The following is a 21,441-nucleotide window of genomic DNA, read 5'->3' as shown; positions in this document are numbered from 1 at the left end:
CTGTTACTCCTTAAAGTGTCAATCCACCGTCTGCTACAAGGATAGAGCCTGTCATATAACTGGAGCCGTCCGATGCCAAGAATGCTACGAGTTCAGCCAGCTCCTCTGGCTCCGCAAAACGCCCAATTCTCATATTTGGGAATTCTTCGGGCATATAATCGCTTTCTTGTAACATTTGCGGAACAGCTGCGGTCAGCGAAGTGGCTACACCCCCAGGGCAGATAGCATTTACCCGAATGCCCTTTCTGACGTACTCAATCGCTGCTGCTTTTGTCAATCCGGCAACACCGTGTTTACTCGCTGTATAAGCGGCCAGACTGTGCTCAGCTCGAAGCGCCGTGGTTGATGCTGTATTTATCACATGACCGTAACCTTGTTGAACCATCACGTTGAGAGCGTGCTTCATCCCCAGGAAGATCCCCTTCAAGTTGACGTCAATGATACGGGAGAAATCGTTCAGGGATGTTTCATGGAAAGGCTGGAACTTCTGAATGATTCCTGCATTGTTGAACGCGACATCGATTTTACCAAATGTTTCAATTGCTTTTTGAATATAGATTTCTACATCCTCTTCCTTGGATACATCAGCTTGAACAAAGATGCCCTCGCCATCCTGCTCCTTCACAAGCGCAAGTGTCTCTTCCCCTGTTGTTACATTGTAATCCACCAGAACGAGCTTGGCTCCTCTCGATGCCATCAACACTGCACTAGCTCGGCCAATACCGCTACCAGCGCCTGTGATGGTAATCACTTTGCCTGCAAGCGAATCGGAGTTGGTATTCACAGCTTTGCTCGCTTTAGGAGCCTCTGCAGATTCGAAGGTTACGTTAGCAAGATCCGCTTTCAGTGCGGACAAAATGTCTTCTGGCAGATCAACCTGTGGAATGGCTGCGAGTTGATCCAGCGTAAAATGGGAAGCCATTTTGAATGATGGCTCGTTAATGAATTCAGGTAGATGTTTGGTAAGCAATGTTGTTGCTTCATCATTATTCAATAGTTCCGAAATTTTAATGTTTTCATTGTAAGTTGTCATAGTTGTTTCCTCCAAATTTCATTTTGATAGTTGTGCTATTATCTTGATATAAATACTATCATTTTGTGTCTTTTTTTGCAATTCGTCATTTTAATAGATTAGGAACGAGCCCGAAAATGGCTAAAGGACTTATCCTGTTTATGCTGTGTTGCCTCCAGTGTTATGTCACCGAAATAGTCTTTAGCCCATCGTTAAGCTGCTTCTGCTCTTCCTCGGTTAACAGGTTCCACGCCTGGAACGGGCGCAGGAAAAATATCACTCATCTCCTCCAGAATACAAGGATAACCAAGAATCATTGCATTAGGCCGAGTGGAACCCATCGTCCCCAAAGCTGCAGCAAGATGGCCCCCTGCGGAGAAGCCGCATACCGCTACTTTTTGAGGATCAATTCTCCAGTCCGCACTGTTGGCCCGCTTGAGTGTCAACGCTTCCTCCGTATCATTCAATGGTTTTGGAAATACAGCATGCTGATTGAGTGAATTTCACAGGATAAAGACTTGATAACCTTCAGCCAAAAATGCCGTAGCAAACGGGTTCAGCTTCTCGATCAGAACAAGCTCTATATCCTCCACCTGGAAGCACAAGTACCGCTGGCCGCTTTTTGGTATTTGCCAGCTCGGGTGAAGAATCCAACAGGTAGAGTGGATTGACATGGCCAAAAGGATACTTCTATTGTAGATTTCAAGTGAGACGATCGACTATAACGCGATACAAAGATCGTGTAGCGTAATTCAAGCCCATTGCTAGTCAAAGACAAAGAAAAAACCGCGAAATCGCGGTTAAGTAGGGCTATCCTCTCGTATTATGATTATTGGCCTTCCGTGTGATATCAAATGCATCCGGGTCAGCGAACTGATTCTCATCCCGGTTGACTGAGGAACAAAGAGCATGTCGCCCTTACGGATGTGCTTGCCACCGAATTCGACATCCTCGGTAGCCCAGCGAATATTACTCACCTCAGCAGGCCATCGGTTTGAGATGATTTGCATTTAAAGAAACGTCATCGTGTTTCGTTTTCGTCGTATCTACGAGCAATGATTTATTCTATACGATTTGAATGGTCTCCAGCTTGAGATCGAGCTGGTCAAGTTCTTCCTCTGGCGTACTGAACGAAGGATAGGTGGATAGATCACGCAAGCTTACTTCCCCCATCGGGCCAATTGTCCCCGGGTCCAGCGAAGCCAGCACCGGTGAAAGCTCGTGCAGCATACTCCGGCTATGCTCGTTACGAAGCAGTACATTCAGAGGTGTACGGGTGCTTAACGTTTGTTTGTATGGCACGGATGGTACATAAATAAAATCATACGTGCCACTCACCACTTCGATGATCACTTCATCTTCAACCTGAACGACAATCAGGCCTGTATCCGAAAGTGTAATTCCGTTCATCATCACCTGATCAACCACGGCGCGTGGCAGCTTGATCGTTGCTGTTGCATTAAATGGAACAGAGAAGCTTAAATACAGCTTACCTGCTTCATCAAACCTCCATTCACTGCAATAAGTTCCTGCAGCGGTGTCAATGCGACCTTTAGTCCACTGGATTCTGAAATCAGGCATCGGTGCCAGCAGTGCATGGCGGAAGCCAGGTCGATCCTCTACTGGATTGATCCCCGCCATATGACGATACATCCATTCAACAACGGCACCATAGGCATAGTGATTAAGCGAGTTCATACCATTTTCACTGATTGTACCATCTGGCAAAATGGAGTTCCAACGCTCCCAGATTGTTGTTGCTCCCATATTGACCGCATACAGCCAGCTTGGGTAATCATCATTGAGCAGAAGCGTATAGGCGATATCATTGCTTCCATATGCTGATAGAACCCGGTTCAAATACGGCGTACCTACAAAGCCAGTTCTCAAGTGGTTCTGATCCTTGCGTACACGCAAGCGAATAGCTTCTGCAATCCGTGCTTTATGTTGCTCAGGAACGAGATCCATATACAACGCTATAGCGTATGCGGTCTGTGTATCTACTGCCAGACGTCCATTCGCAGTAAAGTATTCCTTCACAATTGCAGCTCTAACCTCTTGCGCCAACTGGTCATAGGATGCGGCAAGATCATGATGTCCAAGTACTTTGGCAGCCTTGGCTACGATATCTGAAGAATAGGCATAGTAGGCTGAGGCAATAAAGTAATTATCTGTTCCCCCCATTGGAGAGTTCGGATCATCCCCATCTAGCGCAAGCCAGTCACCAAAGTGAAAACCTATCGCCCATAAACGTGTACTACCGGATTCGTCATCCGAACGCTTGATGTAATCTACCCATGTCTTCATGCTGTCAAACTGCTGCTCCAGAATGGATGGGTCCCCGGAATGCAGATACGTGTTCCACGGAATAATGGTTGCCGCATCTCCCCAGGCGCTGGACCCTCCGCCCTGCACACGTCCAACCGGAATGACCATCGGAACCATACCGTTCCGATCCTCTTGTTCCATCCACAGATCATATCCATACTTGTTAAAAAAGGCATACGTATCCATATTGTAATTTGCTGTACCGGAGAATACCTGTGCATCCCCTGTCCAGCCCATGCGCTCATCGCGCTGTGGACAATCGGTAGGGGTATCTAGGAAGTTTCCCTTTTGCCCCCAGAGTGCATTTTCGAACAAACGATTCACGCCAGCATGACTGGTTTCTAAATACCCGGTACGTTCCATATCCGAGTAAACCACACAGCCTGTGAAGTCATTCAGATCCAGTTCGCCTGCCCAGCCTTCAACCTTAACATATCGGAAACCGTAAAATGTGAAATACGGACGCACAATAGCTTCTTCACCGTTTGCTGTATAGATGTACTCCGCCTTAGCCGAGCGAAGGTTCTCCCGGTAGAAATTGCCTTTCTGCAACACTTCGCCATATTGCAAATGGATGACCGTTCCGCTTGGTGCCGTAGTACGGAATTGCAGCCAGCCTACCATATTCTGGCCCATATCAATGACCGTTTCTCCCGCAGGCGTGGTCAAAATTTCGATCGGCTTCAAGGTTTCCTTGATCACGACCGGAAGACTTTTTCTTGCTTGTAAAAGCTCATACCCCATTTCACTTTCCCGAACTGGATAAATCTCAGTCACGTCCAGCGTGGCATCATAGATTTCTCCGTCATAGATGTTACCATCCACCACATTCGAGCGGGTGGCATGCCAGGACAGATCTGAAGGGACAACAACTTCTGTTCCATCCGTATACGTAATCACCAGCTCGGACAGCAATGCAAAATGATCACCATACAAATTGGCAGTGGTATCTCCTTCAAAACCAAACCGTCCCTTATACCAGCCATTCCCCAAACGGACATCTATCGCGTTGGACCCTTCTTGCAGCAGGTCGGTAATATCGTAAGTTTGATACTGAAGCCATTTGTGATAGGCATTATAATGAGGGGCCAAGTACTCATCCCCAGCCTTGACTCCGTTTAGTTCCAATTCGTATACTCCCAAACCACAGATGTACGCCCGTGCTTTGGCGATGGGACCTTTGACTTCGAACGTTTTCTGGAGGACTGGATGAATCGTCGGTTCCAGTTCAGGTGTAATCCACTTTGCTGTCCATGGTTCATCCTGCTTAGCCGTTTCAAACCAGGCCGTTTCACTGGTCGCCTTTTCCCCAAGCTCATTCCATAATCGAACTCTCCAGAAGTAACGCGTCCGTGCAGCCAGTTCCAGATCCGGAGAATACGCGAGCGAATCAATATCCTCTGTTATTCCACTATCAAATACAAGTTCTGTAAAAGATTCATCCAGTGCAATTTCTACCTGTGCGGCGATCTGCGTTGTCGCTGTCGTATCCGTAACGGTATAAGAAAAGGTTGGCTTGGTTACCGCAAAACCGAGCGGATTAGTGATGTGATTTGTTTTCATATGAGTAATGTTCATCGATGAAACCTCCCCTTGTCGATTACCTTTCGGAACGTTTAACCATCCTGCTTTAAGGCCGAGTCTGCGCCAATTGGTACCATTCATTCACTTCTTCCGTGATTTTTCTTCCGCCTGAATCCATCCATTTTTTCACGAACTCATCAAAAATGGTGAGTGGCTCCTCTCCATAAATAATGGAGTTGAAGGTGTCCAGTTCCATTTTTTGCAAATAAGTGTTTCGAGCTTGCATTGTTTTTGTCGGGGGCCCCTGAAACAGATTGACTCGATCAATCTGCCGCTGCCTGGTCTCTACAACATTTGCCTTCATAATGGGATACTGCTTCTCATCCTTAGGGTCAATTCCCATACTGAACAAAATGGCGCGATCATGAGAGCTGAGCCCTTCTCGCTTGCCCATTTTCAGAAGAGCTGCTCTGAATCGGGAAGGGTAACTCGCATATTGTCCCATGAGGGTATATTTGAACGTTATCACTTTCCCCCCGGGAATATCGCGGCTGTCACTATCCACCGAACCATCCGGGTTCAGTACATAATCATATCCATTCTGATAGGCACTCAGATACAACGGATTATTCGTCACCGTAGCCTCATACAGATAGTTCTGATACTTAAAAAAAGCCTGCAAGGCTTCTTCAGAAATGTTTGCGCTGATCATTAAAGCCCCGCTGTAAGAGTTTCCTTTGAATCTCGCTGTGGTTCCGTCCATTCCTGCAGGAATCGGATAAGGCACAAACTCAGCCTTCGGATCCTTTTCATTAAGTTGTTGCAGCGGATAATCTCCAAACCAGCGTGGACCAGCTACCATGCCAACTTTGCCATCAAAGATATTTTTATTGACCTGATTGAAGTCCTGCAGAGCTATGTTATTGCTCACATATCCTTTTTTCTTCCAGTCTTGCAGTTTTGCCAGTGCGGTTTTGATCTGAGGCTGGATACTTCCGTACACGAGATTGCCCTGTACATTCTTGCTCCATATACTTGGAATCGCTCCATACGCACCAAATACCCAGGATATGTCTCCGATAGGCGAGGCCAGATACTGGTCCTTGATTGCAAAATCAATACCGTAGGTATTCTGTACGCCATCACCGTCTGGATCATCATAGGTAAAGGCCTTCATTACACTTTCCAGTTCGTCAAGATTGCTTGGTGCCTTCAGGTTCAGATAATCTAGCCAATCCTTGCGAATCCAAAGTACGGACTGCGAGGCTTGCTCCGTAATGATCGGAATCGCCATCCGTTTCCCGTCAATCTCAAAAGGCTTCCATGCTTCTGGCACTTCAGCCATAGCCGCTTTCCAAGTGGATGATGCATATCGATCAAAGGCTTGTCCAGCGTCCAACAGTTTGCCTGAGATCATAAATCCATTGACTGTGTCCATGACATTGGATGAGAACACGTCAGGTAACGTATTGTCAGCAGAGAGCATTAATCGAAGCTTCATATCATAGTCATCGACAGGAGCACTCCATTGGGTCCGAATATCCACGCCAAGCGTTTCTCTGGCCCAACGGATATGTACATTATCGGTAGCAGTTTCGCCATTTTTGTAGATGGTGGTTGGATCATTCATTTTGACTGTTGTTACGATCACACCTGTTTTTACAGGCATAGGCTCTTGTGCTTTACCACTGCATGCGGCGGTAAACAGAATCAAACAAGCAACAGAAAGAGACAGGTATATTTTGCTACTCATGTGCGAAATGCACTCCTTCATCTAATTCATCTTCATCATATCGTGCCAGTTATACAGTCGAAATAACGCTTTTTCAACATTAGATAATTCATTCTTAACCTTCATCTATATTACATTCCAAATCACTTGTATTTCATCCAATGCCAGCCTACAATAAGGTGAATTTACATCGTTGGCAGGAGGCGTTAAGGGTTGAAAAAGAAATACAGGACCTTTATGAACATAGTGGCCATCACGCTGATTATGCTTGTCGCCGTCCTGGTCATGTATACCTTCTCGGTTCAATCCAGTCTGGATACCGTTCAAAAGGATATTGAAACCAACAATCTCAATCGAGTGCAGTTTGTCGTTAACTCACTCGATCAGAGCATAAATCGGCTGAATATGTTATCCATCTCCATGGAAACGGACAATTCTATTGCACTGCTGCGATCCATTGACGTGATGAGTTCCTTTGAGCAGGTACAGTTGATTCAAAATGTTGCTGTGAGAGTCAATTTGCAAAGTTTGTCCGAGGGATGGAATAACAAAATATCGGTCTACTCGGTTCTGTTGAATCAATGGATCATTTCTTCGGAGTTAGATATGAAGACTCCCTCTGTAGATTCACTGAAATCAGGCTGGAACTATGATGCAGCTACAGCTAAATATTATAAATACAAGGTCAGTCCACAGATCATTATTCGGTTGGAGTTCCCGCGCAGCAATCTGGAGGATATAGTTGAGAACTCACATCAGAGCGAGAATGAGACGTTATTCTATAAACCGGACGAGCAATTGATTACTCGCAAAGAGGCTAATTCCATTACCCCTCTCATCATGAAGGAGCTAACCGGTCATCTACAACCATCCTCCGGTACAGAAACCGTTTCGGTTAACGGAGCCCAGTACATTGTCAATTATGTGTACTCTCATCAGCTCGGTTGGTATTTAATTGATTTTATGCCTCTTGATAAAGCGTTACAGCCTATACGAATGACCCAATTCTGGTTTTACTCTGCCTGTGTCATGCTGTTTATGGCGGGGGTCACGATTATTGTTGTTCTTTTCCGCAAGGTACAGATCCCCATACTTGCTCTGTTAAAAGGTGTTCGTCTTTTGAAGCATGGCGACTTCTCTTATCGTATTCAGCGGCAGAGCGGTAATGAATTTGATTACTTATATGGTCAATTCAACGACATGGCCGGACAGATTGAGGATTTGATTGAAAAGGTATACAAGGAAAAAATCGTAGCTCGTGAAGCGGTGCTGAAACAGCTACAAGCCCAGATTAATCCTCACTTTTTATATAATTGTCTCTTTTTCATTAATAATATGACAAGATTGGGCAATGAGGAAGCGGTTACTGCCATGACCCAGAACTTGGCTGAATATTTCAGGTACACCACACGCCTTGACGAGCCGATGACCTGTTTGGAAAAAGAGTTGGGTATCGTTCGCAATTACCTTGAGATACAGAGCTTACGCATGGACCGTCTCTCTTATCAGATTGAGCTACCGGACGAGCTAAGATCTGTCCCGATTCCCAAACTACTCATTCAGCCTTTGGTGGAAAACAGCATCATCCATGGCATAGAAGCCAAGTGGGATTCCGGTTCCATTCATATCACCGTTGAGCGCACGGAACACGGGCTCTGTATTGTGGTTGACGACGACGGGAAAGGCATGACGGAGGAAGAAATTAATGCACTTAAGGCCAGAATATCCGAGCCGCCTGTGGACACGATGGGATGTGCACTCTGGAATATTGCGGAGCGTCTGCGCATTCAGGACGCTACCCATTCGGGTATCCAGTTTGAACAGAGTCCCCTTGGAGGCATGCGTGTCCGATTAAACTGGTCGCTCGCCAATTGGCAGAATGAATCCTTACGTTGACAGAAAAGAGTCTAGTTTGATAGCATAGTTTGAGTTCATTCCAACAAGGAGGTTTTTACAATAGAACCCCGTCAAAGGCTTCAACAAGAGCGCAGTGACCTCAAAACAAGAAGACGAGCAGCTATAATTGAAGCAGCTAAAATTGCTTTTTTGAATAAAGGCTTCGAGCAAGCGACCATGCAGGATATTGCGGACGAGGCAATACTGGGGGTGGCAACAATCTTCCGCTACTTTCCGCGGAAAGAGCAGCTTATTGTTGCCGTAGCATCAGATATTGTTCAGTCCGAGGTTCTGGTATTCTCCGATATTATCAGAGGTGAAGGCACCTGCTACGACAAGCTTGGCCGCCTTTTCGACTCGCTAGTTTTTTTTCAGCAGGTAGAAAGCCAGCAAAGCTCCAAATTAATAGAAGCGTTTGAGTGTTACGTCGCAATGTCCAAGTCCCCGTTGGAGGATATCGAGATGTATCATTCTAACTATCAACAGATTATTATGCTTTGTGCAGAGCTGGCTGAGCTTGGTCAAAAGGATGGATCTGTTCGTAACGATGCCAATGTGGTTGAAACGATTAACACGATGATTAATGTCTTTGGCAACTTCTCCAAAAAAACAGCGATGCTCAATGGCATTGAAGCCTTCCAAACAAAAGTGGACGAAGCCGAGCAATTTAATATCCTCAAGAACATATTTTTGGATCATCTCAAGTCCTGAATAGCGGTTCCGATTTTAAGATATAACTGATAGCTGTGCTATGAGGACCGCTGTGAGATCAGATGGAGCAGCCCTCTCGATGATGTGTACATCCTGAATACATCTTATAACATCCTTAGATGGAAAACGCCTATAAGTCATGACTTATAGGCGTTTTTGAGCGTTTTATAGTTGAAGCAGAAGTTTGATTTTACTGACGAACAGCCGCATTTAATCCAGCAAGCAACTGGGAAAGAGTTTCCTCCGTGAAAGCCCCTCCCGTAAACGGAATCAACGAACGAAGCGGCATGTATTTCATGGTTGCCTGAATCATTTCGGAGGATATCGCATCGGATTGTGCCTCTTCCGTTCCCTCTGGAACCAGTCCCTGTAATTGACTCATGACAGCCATCGTTTTTGGATTGGCGAGCAGCTCACCCAGCGTTGTATTACGGTCAAAGGTAGGTACTGGCCCGGTTGTTGTGGACTCCACGTTGACCGTCTGTTGCAGGAGAATGGAACGAGAGGATGAGCCAATCAAAATATCATAGGAACCGCTCTCTACATGCCAGTCCTTCAAATCAACATTATAATAGGCAAAGCTGCGTTTATCCAGTGTGAAGGAAACGCTGCCCTCAGCGTCCGGCTCCAGTCCGATTTTGGCAAATCCCTTCAATTCCTTGTCCGGACGACTTACTACGGTTTGCTGATCCCGCACATACAATTGCACAACCTCTTGACCGTAACGAGTGCCTGTGTTTCGAATCGTAACAGTTACCGTAACCCGATCCGTATCCTTGAACTGTGTATCGTTCAGATTCAGACCGGTATATTCAAACTGTGTATAGCTCAATCCGTAACCAAACGGGAACAACGGTTCAATACCCTTACGATCATAGTAACGATAACCAACATATATGCCTTCACGGTATTCCACACGATCTCCGTCCCCGGGGAAAAACAGAGCCGAAGGGTTATGATGCACCGATTGCGGGAACGTTTCCGCCAGCTTACCGCTTGGGTTGGTTTCTCCGAACAACAGATCCGCCATGGCTCCTCCAGTTGCCTGACCGCCCAGATACGCCTCCAGTACTGCCTTCACATCATCAAGCCATGGCATCACAATTGGTGATCCATTGCTTAATACGACAACAAGGTTAGGCTGCTCTGAGGCAACGGCTTTGATTAGCGCCGATTGGTTAGCGGGGATGTCCATGTGAGACCGGTCATATCCTTCCGATTCATAGCGGTCAGGCAGACCAATGAACAGCACAGCGACTTCCGCTGCCTTGGCCGCCTCGACGGCTTCCTCCATCAATAGCGGGTCACTTTCATCTGAAGCAAGCTTGTAGCCCTCAGCATAAGTCACCGATGCATCCGCTTCAGCAAGTAAAACTATCTGTTCATAAGGGTTATCCAGTTGAGTAGGATGGATATGCGAACTGCCGCCGCCCTGATATCTGACCTTCTGAGCTAGCTCTCCGATAACGGCAATGCGGCTATTCTTGCTCAGCGGAAGAATATCGTCCTCGTTTTTCAACAAAACCATTGTTTCTCCTGCTACCTCTCTGGCAATCTGATGATGCTGCTCAGAATCAAAGGTTGCTTCTGGACGTTTATGCTCTGCCGTCTTGAAAATAACAGCTAACAACCTCTCCACGGATTGATCAAGCTTTTCTTCGGATAACTCGCCGCCATTCACCGCCTCCACAATTTTACGTGGTCCTTCTCCGTTGGAAGAAGGCATTTCCAGTCCAAGTCCCGCGGCGATGCTGGCTGCGATCTCATTCACTGCGGACCAGTCTGTCACAACAAAGCCCTCATGTCCCCATTCTTCCTTCAGAATGGTATTCAGCAAATATTCATTCTCCGACGCATACGTTCCATTCACTCTATTGTAAGAAGACATTACTGTCCATGGCTGCGCTTGCTTGACCGCCTTCTCAAACCCGGTAAGATAGATTTCTCTTAACGTCCGCTCGTCGACCACCGCATCGGTAGTCATTCGGCGATGCTCCTGATTGTTCACTGCAAAATGCTTAAGTGAGGTTCCCACACCCTGGCTTTGCACACCTGAAATATGAGATGCTGCCAGTTCACCCGTCAGGTAAGGGTCCTCTGAGAAATATTCGAAGTTGCGCCCGCATAACGGGGAACGCTTGATGTTCGCCCCTGGGCCGAGCAGAATGGCGACATCCTCCGCTTGCGCCTCTTTACCAATTGTTTCTCCGACAAGTTGAACGAGATCCCGGTTCCAGGAGCTGGCCAACCCAACCGCCGATGGAAAACAAGTGGAGGGAACACTTCCATTCAGTCCCAAATGGTCGGCATCACCTGCTTGCTTGCGTAATCCATGAGGACCATCAGTCATCATAATGGATGGAATATCCAAACGTTCTATAGCATGCGTTGTCCAAAAGCTGCTACCTGAGCATAGTGTTGCCTTTTCGTTTAAAGTTAACTGTTTCACGATTTGCTTGATATCACGATTCATCATCCAGACACTCCTTCATCTATCGGCAGGTATCCTTGACATGCAAAACGGTTATGTAAGGTCCCGCATAATATTGTTTTAGTTCTCTTTTTAATAATACTGTCTCGTTGAATGACATGAAATAGCGCTTTCTTAATGTGATATAACGCAATCTGAATACAAAGAAAGCTTTCATGCCTCGCAAGCCATTTGCAGCGGTAATCCGCATAGGTATTTCTGAACATCTGTATCGTTTTCTTAAGATTTGAGGTGAGCCAAGGCGGCATCCATTGAAATGATAGTTCGGCCATCATACAATACAATAAGTGTTGTAACAGCTTGTCTATAGAGGGGGAATTAGCTTGTACGGTTTATTAATAGTGGATGACGAGAAATCGGTTGTTGATAGTCTCGCGCTGACAATTCCCTGGGAAGATTATGGCATCCAGGAAGTGCATAGAGCTTACTCGGCTGCGGAGGCTCTCGATATCGCTTCCAAATACGCTGTTGATATCATGATTACCGATATTCGTATGCCCGAGATGGATGGTTTGGAGCTTATTTTGGAGATTCGGCGATTCTCCAGTAAAATTAGATGTATTATTTTGTCTGGTCACGATGAGTTTGAATATGCCCAAAAAGCAATTCAGTATCAGGCTGCTAATTATCTGCTGAAGCCGATAAATACCGATGAGCTCATCCAAGCTGTAACAAAGGCTATCGCCAATATTGAGCACGAATGGGAACGCATCAGTTCATTTCAGCAAATTCAGCATGCTCTTCACGCCAATATGCCCTTGTTGCGCAATCAGCTGCTCAAGGAACTTCTTCAGAACAAAGCCATGAGCCATCAGATTTTGGCCGGGCGTCTCAGCATGCTGGAGATTCCCTTTGCGTCCTCTGACCCCTTTATTATGATGGTCATTCGGATGGAGGAAGAATTTTCCGGTTATGATCTTCGGTCATTATCCTTGCTCGAATATGCTGTAACCAATATAGCCGAAGAAGTGTTTCAGCATCCGTTCAAGCTGTGGCATTGCATTACAGAGCAGGGATATCTGGTATTTCTGATCAAAAACAGTGATCTACATGCACTCGATTCAGTCGACTCCCACGCGGTCAGACTGCAAAACAATGTGCAAAAATTTTTAAAGGGAGCCATCTCCATTTGTCTGAGTAAAGAGCAATTCTTCCCTGACCACCTCTCCGATCTATATTTAGCCTCCGTGTCAGCCATCAATCGGAATGTGGGCAGCAACAAAAGCTATTTTATTACGCTGGACAAAAAGGATGCGGATTCCCATGAACAGCAAAACCTCATTAATTTGTATGAGCCACCCTTGCTCCCTAACTTGCTGGAATCAGGTAATTGGGATGAGGCCATAAGCAAAATTTCCAGAATTCTTTTCTTGAACGAAGTTGGCAAAGAACTGTCCCACGATCAATTGTTTACAGTACTACTCTACCTGTCTTCCACATTCTCGATTTCACTAAAATCGCAGGACACGACGGTTGAGGAAATGCTTGGGGAGGAGTTCGAATTTTTGCTTCGGAAAAAGAGCCAGTTATCCGGCCAACGCATATATAGCTGGGCAGAGAAAATGATTAATCAGCGACGCAAGCAGGCCTCCAATCAGCTGATGAATGCGCACGAACAAATTACGTCTAAAGTGAGAACATACATTCAGGAGCATTTGGCAGAAGGTATCTCCCTTCAGGTCATTGCCGATTATATCGGCCTGCACCCCGTTTACCTGTCCAAGGTGTACAAAACGGTCACTGGAGAAACGATTGGTGATTATTTGTACAGCTTACGTATGAACAGAGCATCTTACCTGTTATTGAACTCAGACCTCAAAATTGCAGATGTCAGCAAGGCGCTTGGCTTTTTGGCTCCGCCGCATTTTATAAAAATATTCAAAAAGCATTATGGTTGCACACCACAGGACTTTCGCACTCGTTAACGAAATGAATGGAAAAAAAAGGTCTTGGCCTATCGCTCATTTTAAAAGGAGAATGCACCGGGATTGCTCCCAGTGCATTTTTGCAGTTCGTATAAATCTATTATGGCTTCACCGTAGTTTTGTCCAATTTTCCCAAAACATGAAAGAAACTCACTACTCCACATGGCCAAGGATAAACGGTCGCAGCTTGAGCTTGTCTTTATTTTGAATATCCGCCTGACAAGGCCATGACCAAATTAGCAGCCTTTTATAGGCTTTCACCCATTCCCCTGCTCAACTGCCTACATACAATACATTAGACTAATGAACAGGAGTGATGTGATATGACATTTTTACCTCCTTTTGGACCTGGTGGAGGATTTGGCGGACCTGGGGGTCCCGGAGGACCAGGAGGACCCGGCGGATTTCCTGGTCCGCCATCGTTCCCCGGGGGTGGAGGCGGCGGACCACAAGGCGTGCAGGCACCTACCGGACCGCCACCATCATTCATTCCACAGCAACCCGCTTCGTTATATGCGGTAGATCCAAGAGCCATATCCGGCTGTTTGTTTCGCTACACATATATTTGGCCGGATCGTGGTCCCGGCTTCTGGATGTACCCGGTATTTGTCGGTAGAAATTCGGTGGCTGGCTTCCGCTGGAATGGCTTCTTCTGGCTATACACCGGCATTGATCTGCAGCGAATCAGCTCGTTTAGCTGTTTCTAGAAGTAAATCCCCCTGTATGCGGATTAATCCACATACAGGGGGATTTAGATTTATGGAATATTCACCTTGTCTAAAGCAACTTAATCAGCTTTTCTAGCTCATCAACCAAACTTTTTGCAAGTTCAAAATTAGTATCTTTTAAAGCCAATTCAATTTTCATTTCAACAGACTTTTTCTTTTGTTCATTTTCTAGATAGTTTTCATCAAAATGACTCGCATAAATCATCTGTCTGAATTCTTCTATACTCATTTTACTAATCGTTCTGTCCTCAATAATTAAAACATAATCCATACCATTTACAACCGAATAAAAATCATGAGAAATCATGATAATCGCACCTTTGTAGTCTTCAATGGCTTTCTCCAATGCGATTTGTGTATAGATATCCAAATGGCTTGTTGGTTCATCCAGGAGCAATACGTTGGCTTGACTGGCAGAAACTTTAGCCAATTGAAGCATGTTTTTTTCACCGCCAGACAATGATTCAATCTTTTGATCAAGGATTTCTCCATCAAAGCCATAGTTTGGAAGATACGATCTAATTTCATCATACGTTTGAAACCCGGAATCTATGAATTCATTTAGGATGGTATTCGAATCCTTTAACATTTCGCCTTGAACCTGAGATAAATAGGCCACTTTAACATCGGTATCTATTTCAATGGAATCCTGATTATTTTTAAAGATTTCTCGGAGTAAAGTCGTTTTCCCGGTACCGTTAGGACCGATCAGGGCTACTTTATCTGTCGATTTGATCTCAAAGTTCACATTTTCCAAAAGCAACTCGTCAAAGGAAACGCTATAGTTATTGACGTTAACTACAACGGTGTCTTCCATTTCCTTATCGATCCCAAAACGGATATTTGGCTGTTTGATATCGACAAAGGGTTCTTTTATTCGACGTGCTTCCAATCTCTCTTGAAACTTGACTCTGGCTTTTAACGCTCTGCCTCTCGAGGCTTCCGAATTATATGTGGCGATCTCTCTAAGATTGTCGATGATGTGATCGTATCTCTCAATTTCTTCAGCTTCTGCAACCGCGATTTCTTGCAGTTCGATCTTAGACTGAAGCAGTGAGAAGTTATAATCGATATATCGCCCGTCAAACTCCTGGAGCTCTGTGTTTTCTAGGTGTATGATTTTGTTGAAACAATGATTCAACAGATACCGGTTGTGTGTAACGACCAGCAGCATTCCCTTGTGGGAGTTAATCAATTTTTTAAGCGCGTTCAGGTTTTCAAAGTCTAGAAATACATCGGGTTCGTCCATAATCATGAAGTCTGGACGATTCAGCATTTCCTTCATCACTTGAATAAGTTTGAATTCCCCGCCACTTATGGCGGATATACTAAGATCTTTGAGCTTCATGAGGTTGGCAAGGTTTAACTGTTTATTGATGTTTTTTTCGAAATTGTCCCCATCCATCGCTTCGAAGGCATCCAAAGCCAATTGAAGCTTTTCCATCAGGGAATCCATATCCGATGTGGTGGCCATCTCCGCATAAATCGCTGTAATTTCATCTTGTATCTTGATGAATTCTTCTGCGATATATTCAAAAACGGTCATTTCTTTTGTTTTGTCTACTTGCAAAAACTGACTCACATACCCGATTCTGCAATCAGGGTCTATCTCTAACCTGCCCTCGAACAAATATCGTTCCGGATCCATCAGGATATCGATCAGTGTACTCTTTCCACTTCCGCTTGTTCCGATAAAAGCACAATGTTGTGCCTCTTCAAACGTAAATGAAATGTTTTTATATAGTTCCTTTTGTGGAAATGAGAAGGATAAGTTTTCAACTTTTATCATAGTGTTACCTTTCTTTACAACTAAATTGGTGGCTAGTATTGAATATATTGTCGAACACAGACTTTTAGAGTAACACTGTTTACCACCAAGTACAATCGATTTTTAGCCCTTACCCTCACTTCGAAATTTGAGTACGCTCTTTCCTAGTGATTAGAGGGATGGATTTTATGAATAAGTAATATTCCATCATACTGATCGCGAGGTATCATCTTTTCATCTAAAACTCCCCATGCTTTGGCAATTCGAGGTGTGTACATCCATTCCGTTGTTGGACTTAACTCCTTGTCCTTCATGTTGATGAACCGGGCTGGACCCATTTCAATTCCTGCAATATCTTCAAGACTTCCTTTTTTGTGAGGCAGGACTTGCTCTTCCTCTCCATTGTTTTTATATGCGCTTCCCTCATATGCATACAAACCTATAACATAACCAGCTTGCTTGAGTGAGTATGGAAGCATCTCACCCATGGTTGGATATGGATTATTATCATAATCGTATCCGTTATGCTCTGTGATCATTGTGGAATTATTCTTACGTATATGATAATTGTGTCCCCATAAAATAATTTTCTCCTCAGGATAGACTGTTTCTGCAAGCCATTCTACATTATCAGCCATCACGCGATCTCGTTCATAACTTCCCAATTTCAAATGCTTCTCAGGGTCTACTCCTGCTAGCAGATTTACAATATGAGGATGGTAGTTATCCAACATGTCTAACCTATTTTGTAAGACGCGATCTACCAGAGATATCAGATTGAGTTGCTCTTTCTGATTCCTGCTTAATTCAGCTTTGTTGTCTCTTACAAACTTTTGGAGAGTAATATATTTTTCTTTTATTTTCTTCTTTTGAATATTAAAATCGTCTACTTTGTTAACCATGTTAAGCTTTAAATACCAGCGTTCCGTTTGCGCAAATGCTGTTGCTTTATTCTTGTCGACCTTAGCAAACCACGCCTCAACGAATTGAATAAAAGACTCCGACGTGCCTTGTGAATCAAATCCAGTTAATATAAGAGGATGATCCGTGTAGCTTTGTTGTGCAATGTATTCAAATAAAGGTAAGTTCTCTTCAACCTGCCACACGCCATAGACAGAGCTCTTCATCAATTCCTCTGGCGTTGTATTATGTATTTGAGCATATGCAGCAGTAGTATCGGCTAGATTGGATTCAAATGCAATGACATCATATCCTAGTTCTTCATGCAAAAATTTTACGAGTCTTACTTTCATTGAATTGTATTCTGATGTTCCATGCGATGCTTCTCCCAAGCTAACGATTCGTTTATCCGCTAAAATAGACTTTAGAAACATCAAATCAGAGTACTGATCATTTTTTTCTGCGTTAACGGATGTAATCGTATTTGCATTTGAGCGAACGCTCTCTTTCCAAATTAATTCTGAAGATATTGTATTCTTCTTGTCTACTAAAGTTGATCCAGACATATATGCCACCGGACCAATGGACATCACACTGAAACTGCACACCACTGTAGACAATAACACTTTTCTAACCAACTGATTCATTAGGCTGACACTCCTCTGTTTTTATGTATATCAGCCTAACATCTGGAGTTTAAAACCAATCCACGTTGCGTTTAAGATTTGTTTAAAAAAGTATCAAATATTATAGACTTTAGCTCTATAACGCTCTGTAAATGTATACAAAAAAAATCGTCAGCATTTCTGCAACGATTCCTAATGTCAGTCTCTATTTGAAAACAGCAGCGGATTACTTTTTATTTACGCACACTTCTCTTTTTAATTTCTAACAAATGTTATGGAGTGAACGTATCTGTCATCCAATTGAAGAATCTTTCCTTTTCTTCATAGTGTGGGTAGTGAGCCGATTCTTTATAAGAAATAAATTCTTTCTTGTTAGCTTTAATTCCGTCAAAAAACTGTTTGGCAGCATGGGACGAAGTCATAAAGTCATAATCTCCCATTACAAAATAAAATGGCAGATCCAGCTTCTTAATTAAGGAAGGCAATGGACGACTCATCACTTCACCAATTAGAATTCCTTGTGAATAAGTCATTCCTTTATGATAACGTATGACATCGAGCATGTTGTATTCACTGCTGAACGCCATTCCAAGGAAACTTTCATCAGGGTTATCCATCAATCTCGCAGCACCATTGTATCGTGTAACAATGTCTCTCGGTGTAAATGTCTGCCCTTGATTAATAGCTTCAGAAACCTGATTAAGTCTTGCTACGTCATCATCATTACCTGCAAGCTGAGCTTGTTTCATTACATAATTCCAACCGTCTATCTCACTCTGCTTGGTATCTCCTACCTGACCAATTCCGATGTAGGCTTCATATTTCTCCGGTGCTTTATGGGCAGCCAAAGAACCAATGTAAGTACCGAAGGAATGGCCGATCAGGATCACCTTTTCCTTGCCAAGCCGTTCAGATATATAATCCGTGATGGTCAGTATATCATCAACCAGCAAGTCCGTTGATAAATTGGAGTAATCCTCAAAAAAATGATAAGACTTTCCGCTTGCTCTTTGATCATAGTTCACAATGGTAAATCTGGATTCCAATACATCCTGATATTGCTTTGCGTGCGGAATTTCAGATGCGCTCGGCCCACCGTGTACATACAGAATAACCGGATTCTCTACATTTTGACCGCGGATCATGATTTCATGACCTGTTCCATTGATCTCTACTTGTTCCAGTACACTAATACTATTTTCCCCTTTTATTTTCGGAGTCCATGTTGGAAAGTAAAGAACCACCATTGAAAGTATTAAAACAGCAATACCGATCCCAAAAAATATTTTTTTCATTTTTTTCATCCGAATTACCCCTCTCTGCGCTTCAATCTTCCGAAGTGATTGTTCCGCTTGTTATAAATTTAGACTTTAAAAGTCATATAGACATAGTGCGATTTAGTCATGAATTGACCTATGACATAAAAAATCGACAACTCTAATGAGTTGCCGATTTTTTATGAACATCAGTAATATTCTACCTGTTTATTCTTCCATCATTCCTGAATCTTTGGCTTTGCGAGTTGCCTCCCTCCTTCCTTTCACATCCAATTTGGAATAGATGGAAGAAATATAGTTTTTAACGGTCCCTTCACTAAGAAACAAAGCCTCAGCAATATCTTGGTTGCGCAAGCCAGATGCCAACTTGTGAAGCACTTCAATTTCACGTGCGCTCAATCCGTACTCGTTGCTCTTTGGAGCAGCAGACGGGGAGATGTTTTTTATCAATTTGGCAGCCACTTCCTGAGAAATCAATGTACCTCCTGTATGAACCACACGTATTCCTGCAGCCAGCTCCTTGGGACGGATCGCTTTGAGTAGATAGCCCTCTGCTCCATGACTTAATGCCGTCAAAACATAATCCACTTCCTTATATGAGGTCAGCATGATGATCTTAATCGCTGGAAGCTGCTGCTTAATTCTTGACGTTGCAGCAACGCCATCCATGACGGGCATATTAATATCCATTAGCACGATATCAGGCTGAAATTGTTTACTGCCTTCAATGGCTTCTTCCCCATTTTTGGCTAATCCGACAATTTCAAAATCTTCTTCAAGAGACAGGACAATATGCAGACTTTCCAGAATAAGCTCTTGATCGTCGACAATTAATATTCTAATCTTCTGCATGTAACATCACTCCATTTAACGGAATTTCGCATCTCACCTCGGTGAACGACGTGGCTCCAGATGAGGATGAGAGGGTAAGCTTACCTCCAATTTCCTGAATCCGTTGCTTCATCGTGGTCAAGCCAAAGCCGTATTCCAATTTGTCCAATGGCTTACCATTATTTCGAATAACAATATGTAAGGCTTCCTCAACAAAGGAAAGCTCCAAATTCAGCTTAGACGCTTTTCCGTGTTTTAGCGCATTCGTAAACGATTCCTGAATCATGCGCAGAATAGCTTGTCGCGCTTTAAGAAGCATTGCATGTTCTGTCATAGGCAGATTCAATGTAACATTCGTTCCAGTGTGCTCGGCAAAGCTATCAGCAAGTACGCTAATCTGCTTAAAGAGGCTAGTATCGTCTTCTCCCATTTCGTGAACAACATCTCTCATTTCGTCGAGATTCCTCTTGGCTAACGCTCTCAAGCGAATAAGTCTATCTTTCACCTCAGCAGGCTTATGATCCAATAGAGCAATGGCCGCATCCAGACTCATGATCAGGGAAATAAAGGAATGCCCAAGTGTATCATGGAGTTCCTTGGACATACGACTTCGTTCTTCCATTAACGTTAATTTCTCGACCTGAGCGGCATAATGGCTCAACAACCTGTTCTGATGTTCAACTTCAACCGCCAAGGCATTTTTCTGACGATAAGCATTAGCTATGAAGTTTACCCAGATACCAATAAAGCAAAATAACAAGTTGTCGAACCCCATACTCATGCTCAGGTTCAAGGTGTATCCTTGATTGAACAGGAAGACGAATGGTATCAAAAAAACAGTAGGGATAATCCAAAATGTCTTTCTGGTCAATAAGTAGCCCATGGTTAGGCTGGGAAGCAAGTAATCAGGCGAGGAGATGAATTCAGAATGGATAGTCATATTCACATAATATGAGCCGCCAAGAACGACCTCGGTAATACAAAACCACAGATTGTTCAACCGCAGTTGTGGAAACCAAAATAAGATCGGGACAAGGAAGGCCGCCAAAAGCCAGATGATCTCCAATTGAACGTGAGCCGAGTCTCCGGGTACAGTTAGAATTAGAATGGCAAGCAACAAGTAATGATAAAAACGAAGCGAGAATATACTCCAGTCCATGAAAGAAATGATTTTTTTCATTCTAGCTCCTAGATAACGAGAATCATTGAACGATGACTGCTCTGACTCCACGAAAATATTTTTCCACTCCCTACTCATCAAGTTTTATCACTACCTAAGAGTAAATCTTAGATTATTTCGCAAGAAAAATACAGTTCTTTTCCAAGTGGTCATAATTCTTTACGGCTTATCCATCTTGTGCATATGATCCATGAGAGTGTATATACTACAACACTAAATGCAGCTACTATTCCGTATACTAAAAGAGATTTTCTTCTATGTTCATATAGTAGTCTAGCAATGTTCTTAACCCTGCAATGGCAAGGGCAGTGACTACATAAGAAAGGATTATTCCGGCAATACTTTTTTTCTCCATCGAGTAAAAAAGAACTAGGGATATTCACACTGGCTGGCAGAAATGCAAGAATGAGCGCAAAGGATACATTCACATATACAGCAGATAACTCAAAGCTCGATAATATCATTGAAGTAATAATACAAATTACAGTAGCAACCAACTGTGAGATCCCACC

13 protein-coding genes and 1 pseudogene are annotated in these 21,441 nt (G+C 43.8%); 4 read left to right on the top strand and 10 right to left on the bottom strand.

What is annotated here, in order from left to right; translation table 11 throughout:
- Window positions 1-10: 10 nt before the first annotated feature.
- The 4 genes and pseudogenes from ACE04G_RS17545 to ACE04G_RS17530 all read right to left on the bottom strand — a co-directional run bounded on the left by ACE04G_RS17545 (window position 11) and on the right by ACE04G_RS17530 (window position 6,617).
- Window positions 11-784, bottom strand: coding sequence for an SDR family NAD(P)-dependent oxidoreductase (locus tag ACE04G_RS17545; RefSeq protein ID WP_449004739.1), 774 nt, complete (start codon window positions 782-784; stop codon window positions 11-13).
- Window positions 785-1,224: 440 nt separating this feature from the next.
- Window positions 1,225-1,494, bottom strand: a pseudogene (locus ACE04G_RS17540) (alpha/beta hydrolase); the annotation flags it as partial.
- A gap of 583 nt (window positions 1,495-2,077) precedes the next feature.
- Complete coding sequence (locus tag ACE04G_RS17535; RefSeq protein WP_449004717.1) at window positions 2,078-4,918, bottom strand: alpha-L-rhamnosidase; 2,841 nt, start codon at window positions 4,916-4,918, stop codon at window positions 2,078-2,080.
- Between the two features lie 52 nt (window positions 4,919-4,970).
- A complete protein-coding gene (locus ACE04G_RS17530; protein WP_449004718.1) occupies window positions 4,971-6,617 on the bottom strand; it encodes a type 2 periplasmic-binding domain-containing protein in 1,647 nt (548 codons plus the stop codon).
- Between the two features lie 192 nt (window positions 6,618-6,809).
- Between ACE04G_RS17530 and ACE04G_RS17525 the strand changes: the two genes are divergently transcribed.
- Together ACE04G_RS17525 and ACE04G_RS17520 are read left to right on the top strand one after the other, a co-directional pair.
- Window positions 6,810-8,492, top strand: coding sequence for a sensor histidine kinase (locus ACE04G_RS17525; protein ID WP_047843168.1), 1,683 nt, complete (start codon window positions 6,810-6,812; stop codon window positions 8,490-8,492).
- 150 nt (window positions 8,493-8,642) lie between these two features.
- Window positions 8,643-9,203, top strand: coding sequence for a TetR/AcrR family transcriptional regulator (locus ACE04G_RS17520; protein ID WP_221821349.1), 561 nt, complete (start codon window positions 8,643-8,645; stop codon window positions 9,201-9,203).
- Window positions 9,204-9,393: 190 nt separating this feature from the next.
- Here the strand turns inward: ACE04G_RS17520 and ACE04G_RS17515 are convergent, their stop codons facing one another.
- Entirely contained in the window at window positions 9,394-11,676 is a 2,283-nt protein-coding gene (locus tag ACE04G_RS17515) for a beta-glucosidase (RefSeq protein WP_221821750.1), read from the bottom strand.
- Window positions 11,677-12,017: 341 nt separating this feature from the next.
- Here ACE04G_RS17515 and ACE04G_RS17510 point away from each other — a divergent pair, with 341 nt between their 5' ends.
- Both ACE04G_RS17510 and ACE04G_RS17505 read left to right on the top strand, forming a co-directional pair.
- Window positions 12,018-13,619: a response regulator transcription factor gene (locus tag ACE04G_RS17510; RefSeq protein WP_047843166.1), complete on the top strand. Its 1,602-nt coding sequence runs from the start codon at window positions 12,018-12,020 to the stop codon at window positions 13,617-13,619.
- 323 nt (window positions 13,620-13,942) lie between these two features.
- The gene (locus ACE04G_RS17505; protein WP_047843165.1) at window positions 13,943-14,326 is read left to right on the top strand and encodes a hypothetical protein; all 384 of its coding nucleotides are present in this window, start codon (window positions 13,943-13,945) and stop codon (window positions 14,324-14,326) included.
- Window positions 14,327-14,396: 70 nt separating this feature from the next.
- Here ACE04G_RS17505 and ACE04G_RS17500 read toward each other — a convergent pair whose 3' ends face one another.
- The 5 genes from ACE04G_RS17500 to ACE04G_RS17480 all read right to left on the bottom strand — a co-directional run bounded on the left by ACE04G_RS17500 (window position 14,397) and on the right by ACE04G_RS17480 (window position 20,929).
- Entirely contained in the window at window positions 14,397-16,136 is a 1,740-nt protein-coding gene (locus ACE04G_RS17500) for an ABC-F family ATP-binding cassette domain-containing protein (protein WP_449004719.1), read from the bottom strand.
- Between the two features lie 143 nt (window positions 16,137-16,279).
- Entirely contained in the window at window positions 16,280-17,662 is a 1,383-nt protein-coding gene (locus ACE04G_RS17495; RefSeq protein WP_449004720.1) for an erythromycin esterase family protein, read from the bottom strand.
- Between the two features lie 251 nt (window positions 17,663-17,913).
- Complete coding sequence (locus ACE04G_RS17490) at window positions 17,914-18,945, bottom strand: alpha/beta fold hydrolase (protein ID WP_449004721.1); 1,032 nt, start codon at window positions 18,943-18,945, stop codon at window positions 17,914-17,916.
- A 180-nt stretch (window positions 18,946-19,125) separates the two neighbouring features.
- A complete protein-coding gene (locus tag ACE04G_RS17485) occupies window positions 19,126-19,770 on the bottom strand; it encodes a response regulator transcription factor (protein ID WP_237175222.1) in 645 nt (214 codons plus the stop codon).
- On the bottom strand, window positions 19,757-20,929 hold the full coding sequence (locus ACE04G_RS17480; RefSeq protein WP_449004722.1) for a sensor histidine kinase: 1,173 nt from the start codon (window positions 20,927-20,929) through the stop codon (window positions 19,757-19,759). Before ACE04G_RS17480 ends, ACE04G_RS17485 begins: the two co-directional genes overlap by 14 nt.
- Window positions 20,930-21,441: the final 512 nt, after the last annotated feature.

It is taken from the genome of Paenibacillus sp. AGC31 (assembly GCF_057334655.1).
The sequence above is the reverse complement of the archived record's forward strand: the minus strand, read 5'-3'. Positions and strand labels throughout refer to the sequence as shown.

What these genes read in the sequence shown, in the direction of transcription:
- ACE04G_RS17515 (WP_221821750.1), bottom strand. Translation starts at nt 11,676, where the DNA reads ATGAATCGTGATATCAAGCAAATCGTGAAACAGTTAACTTTAAACGAA.
- ACE04G_RS17500 (WP_449004719.1), bottom strand. Translation starts at nt 16,136, where the DNA reads ATGATAAAAGTTGAAAACTTATCCTTCTCATTTCCACAAAAGGAACTA.
- ACE04G_RS17490 (WP_449004721.1), bottom strand. Translation starts at nt 18,945, where the DNA reads ATGAAAAAAATGAAAAAAATATTTTTTGGGATCGGTATTGCTGTTTTA.
- ACE04G_RS17485 (WP_237175222.1), bottom strand. Translation starts at nt 19,770, where the DNA reads ATGCAGAAGATTAGAATATTAATTGTCGACGATCAAGAGCTTATTCTG.
- ACE04G_RS17505 (WP_047843165.1), top strand. Translation starts at nt 13,943, where the DNA reads ATGACATTTTTACCTCCTTTTGGACCTGGTGGAGGATTTGGCGGACCT.
- ACE04G_RS17530 (WP_449004718.1), bottom strand. Translation starts at nt 6,617, where the DNA reads ATGAGTAGCAAAATATACCTGTCTCTTTCTGTTGCTTGTTTGATTCTG.
- ACE04G_RS17480 (WP_449004722.1), bottom strand. Translation starts at nt 20,929, where the DNA reads ATGAAAAAAATCATTTCTTTCATGGACTGGAGTATATTCTCGCTTCGT.
- ACE04G_RS17495 (WP_449004720.1), bottom strand. Translation starts at nt 17,662, where the DNA reads ATGAATCAGTTGGTTAGAAAAGTGTTATTGTCTACAGTGGTGTGCAGT.
- ACE04G_RS17535 (WP_449004717.1), bottom strand. Translation starts at nt 4,918, where the DNA reads ATGAACATTACTCATATGAAAACAAATCACATCACTAATCCGCTCGGT.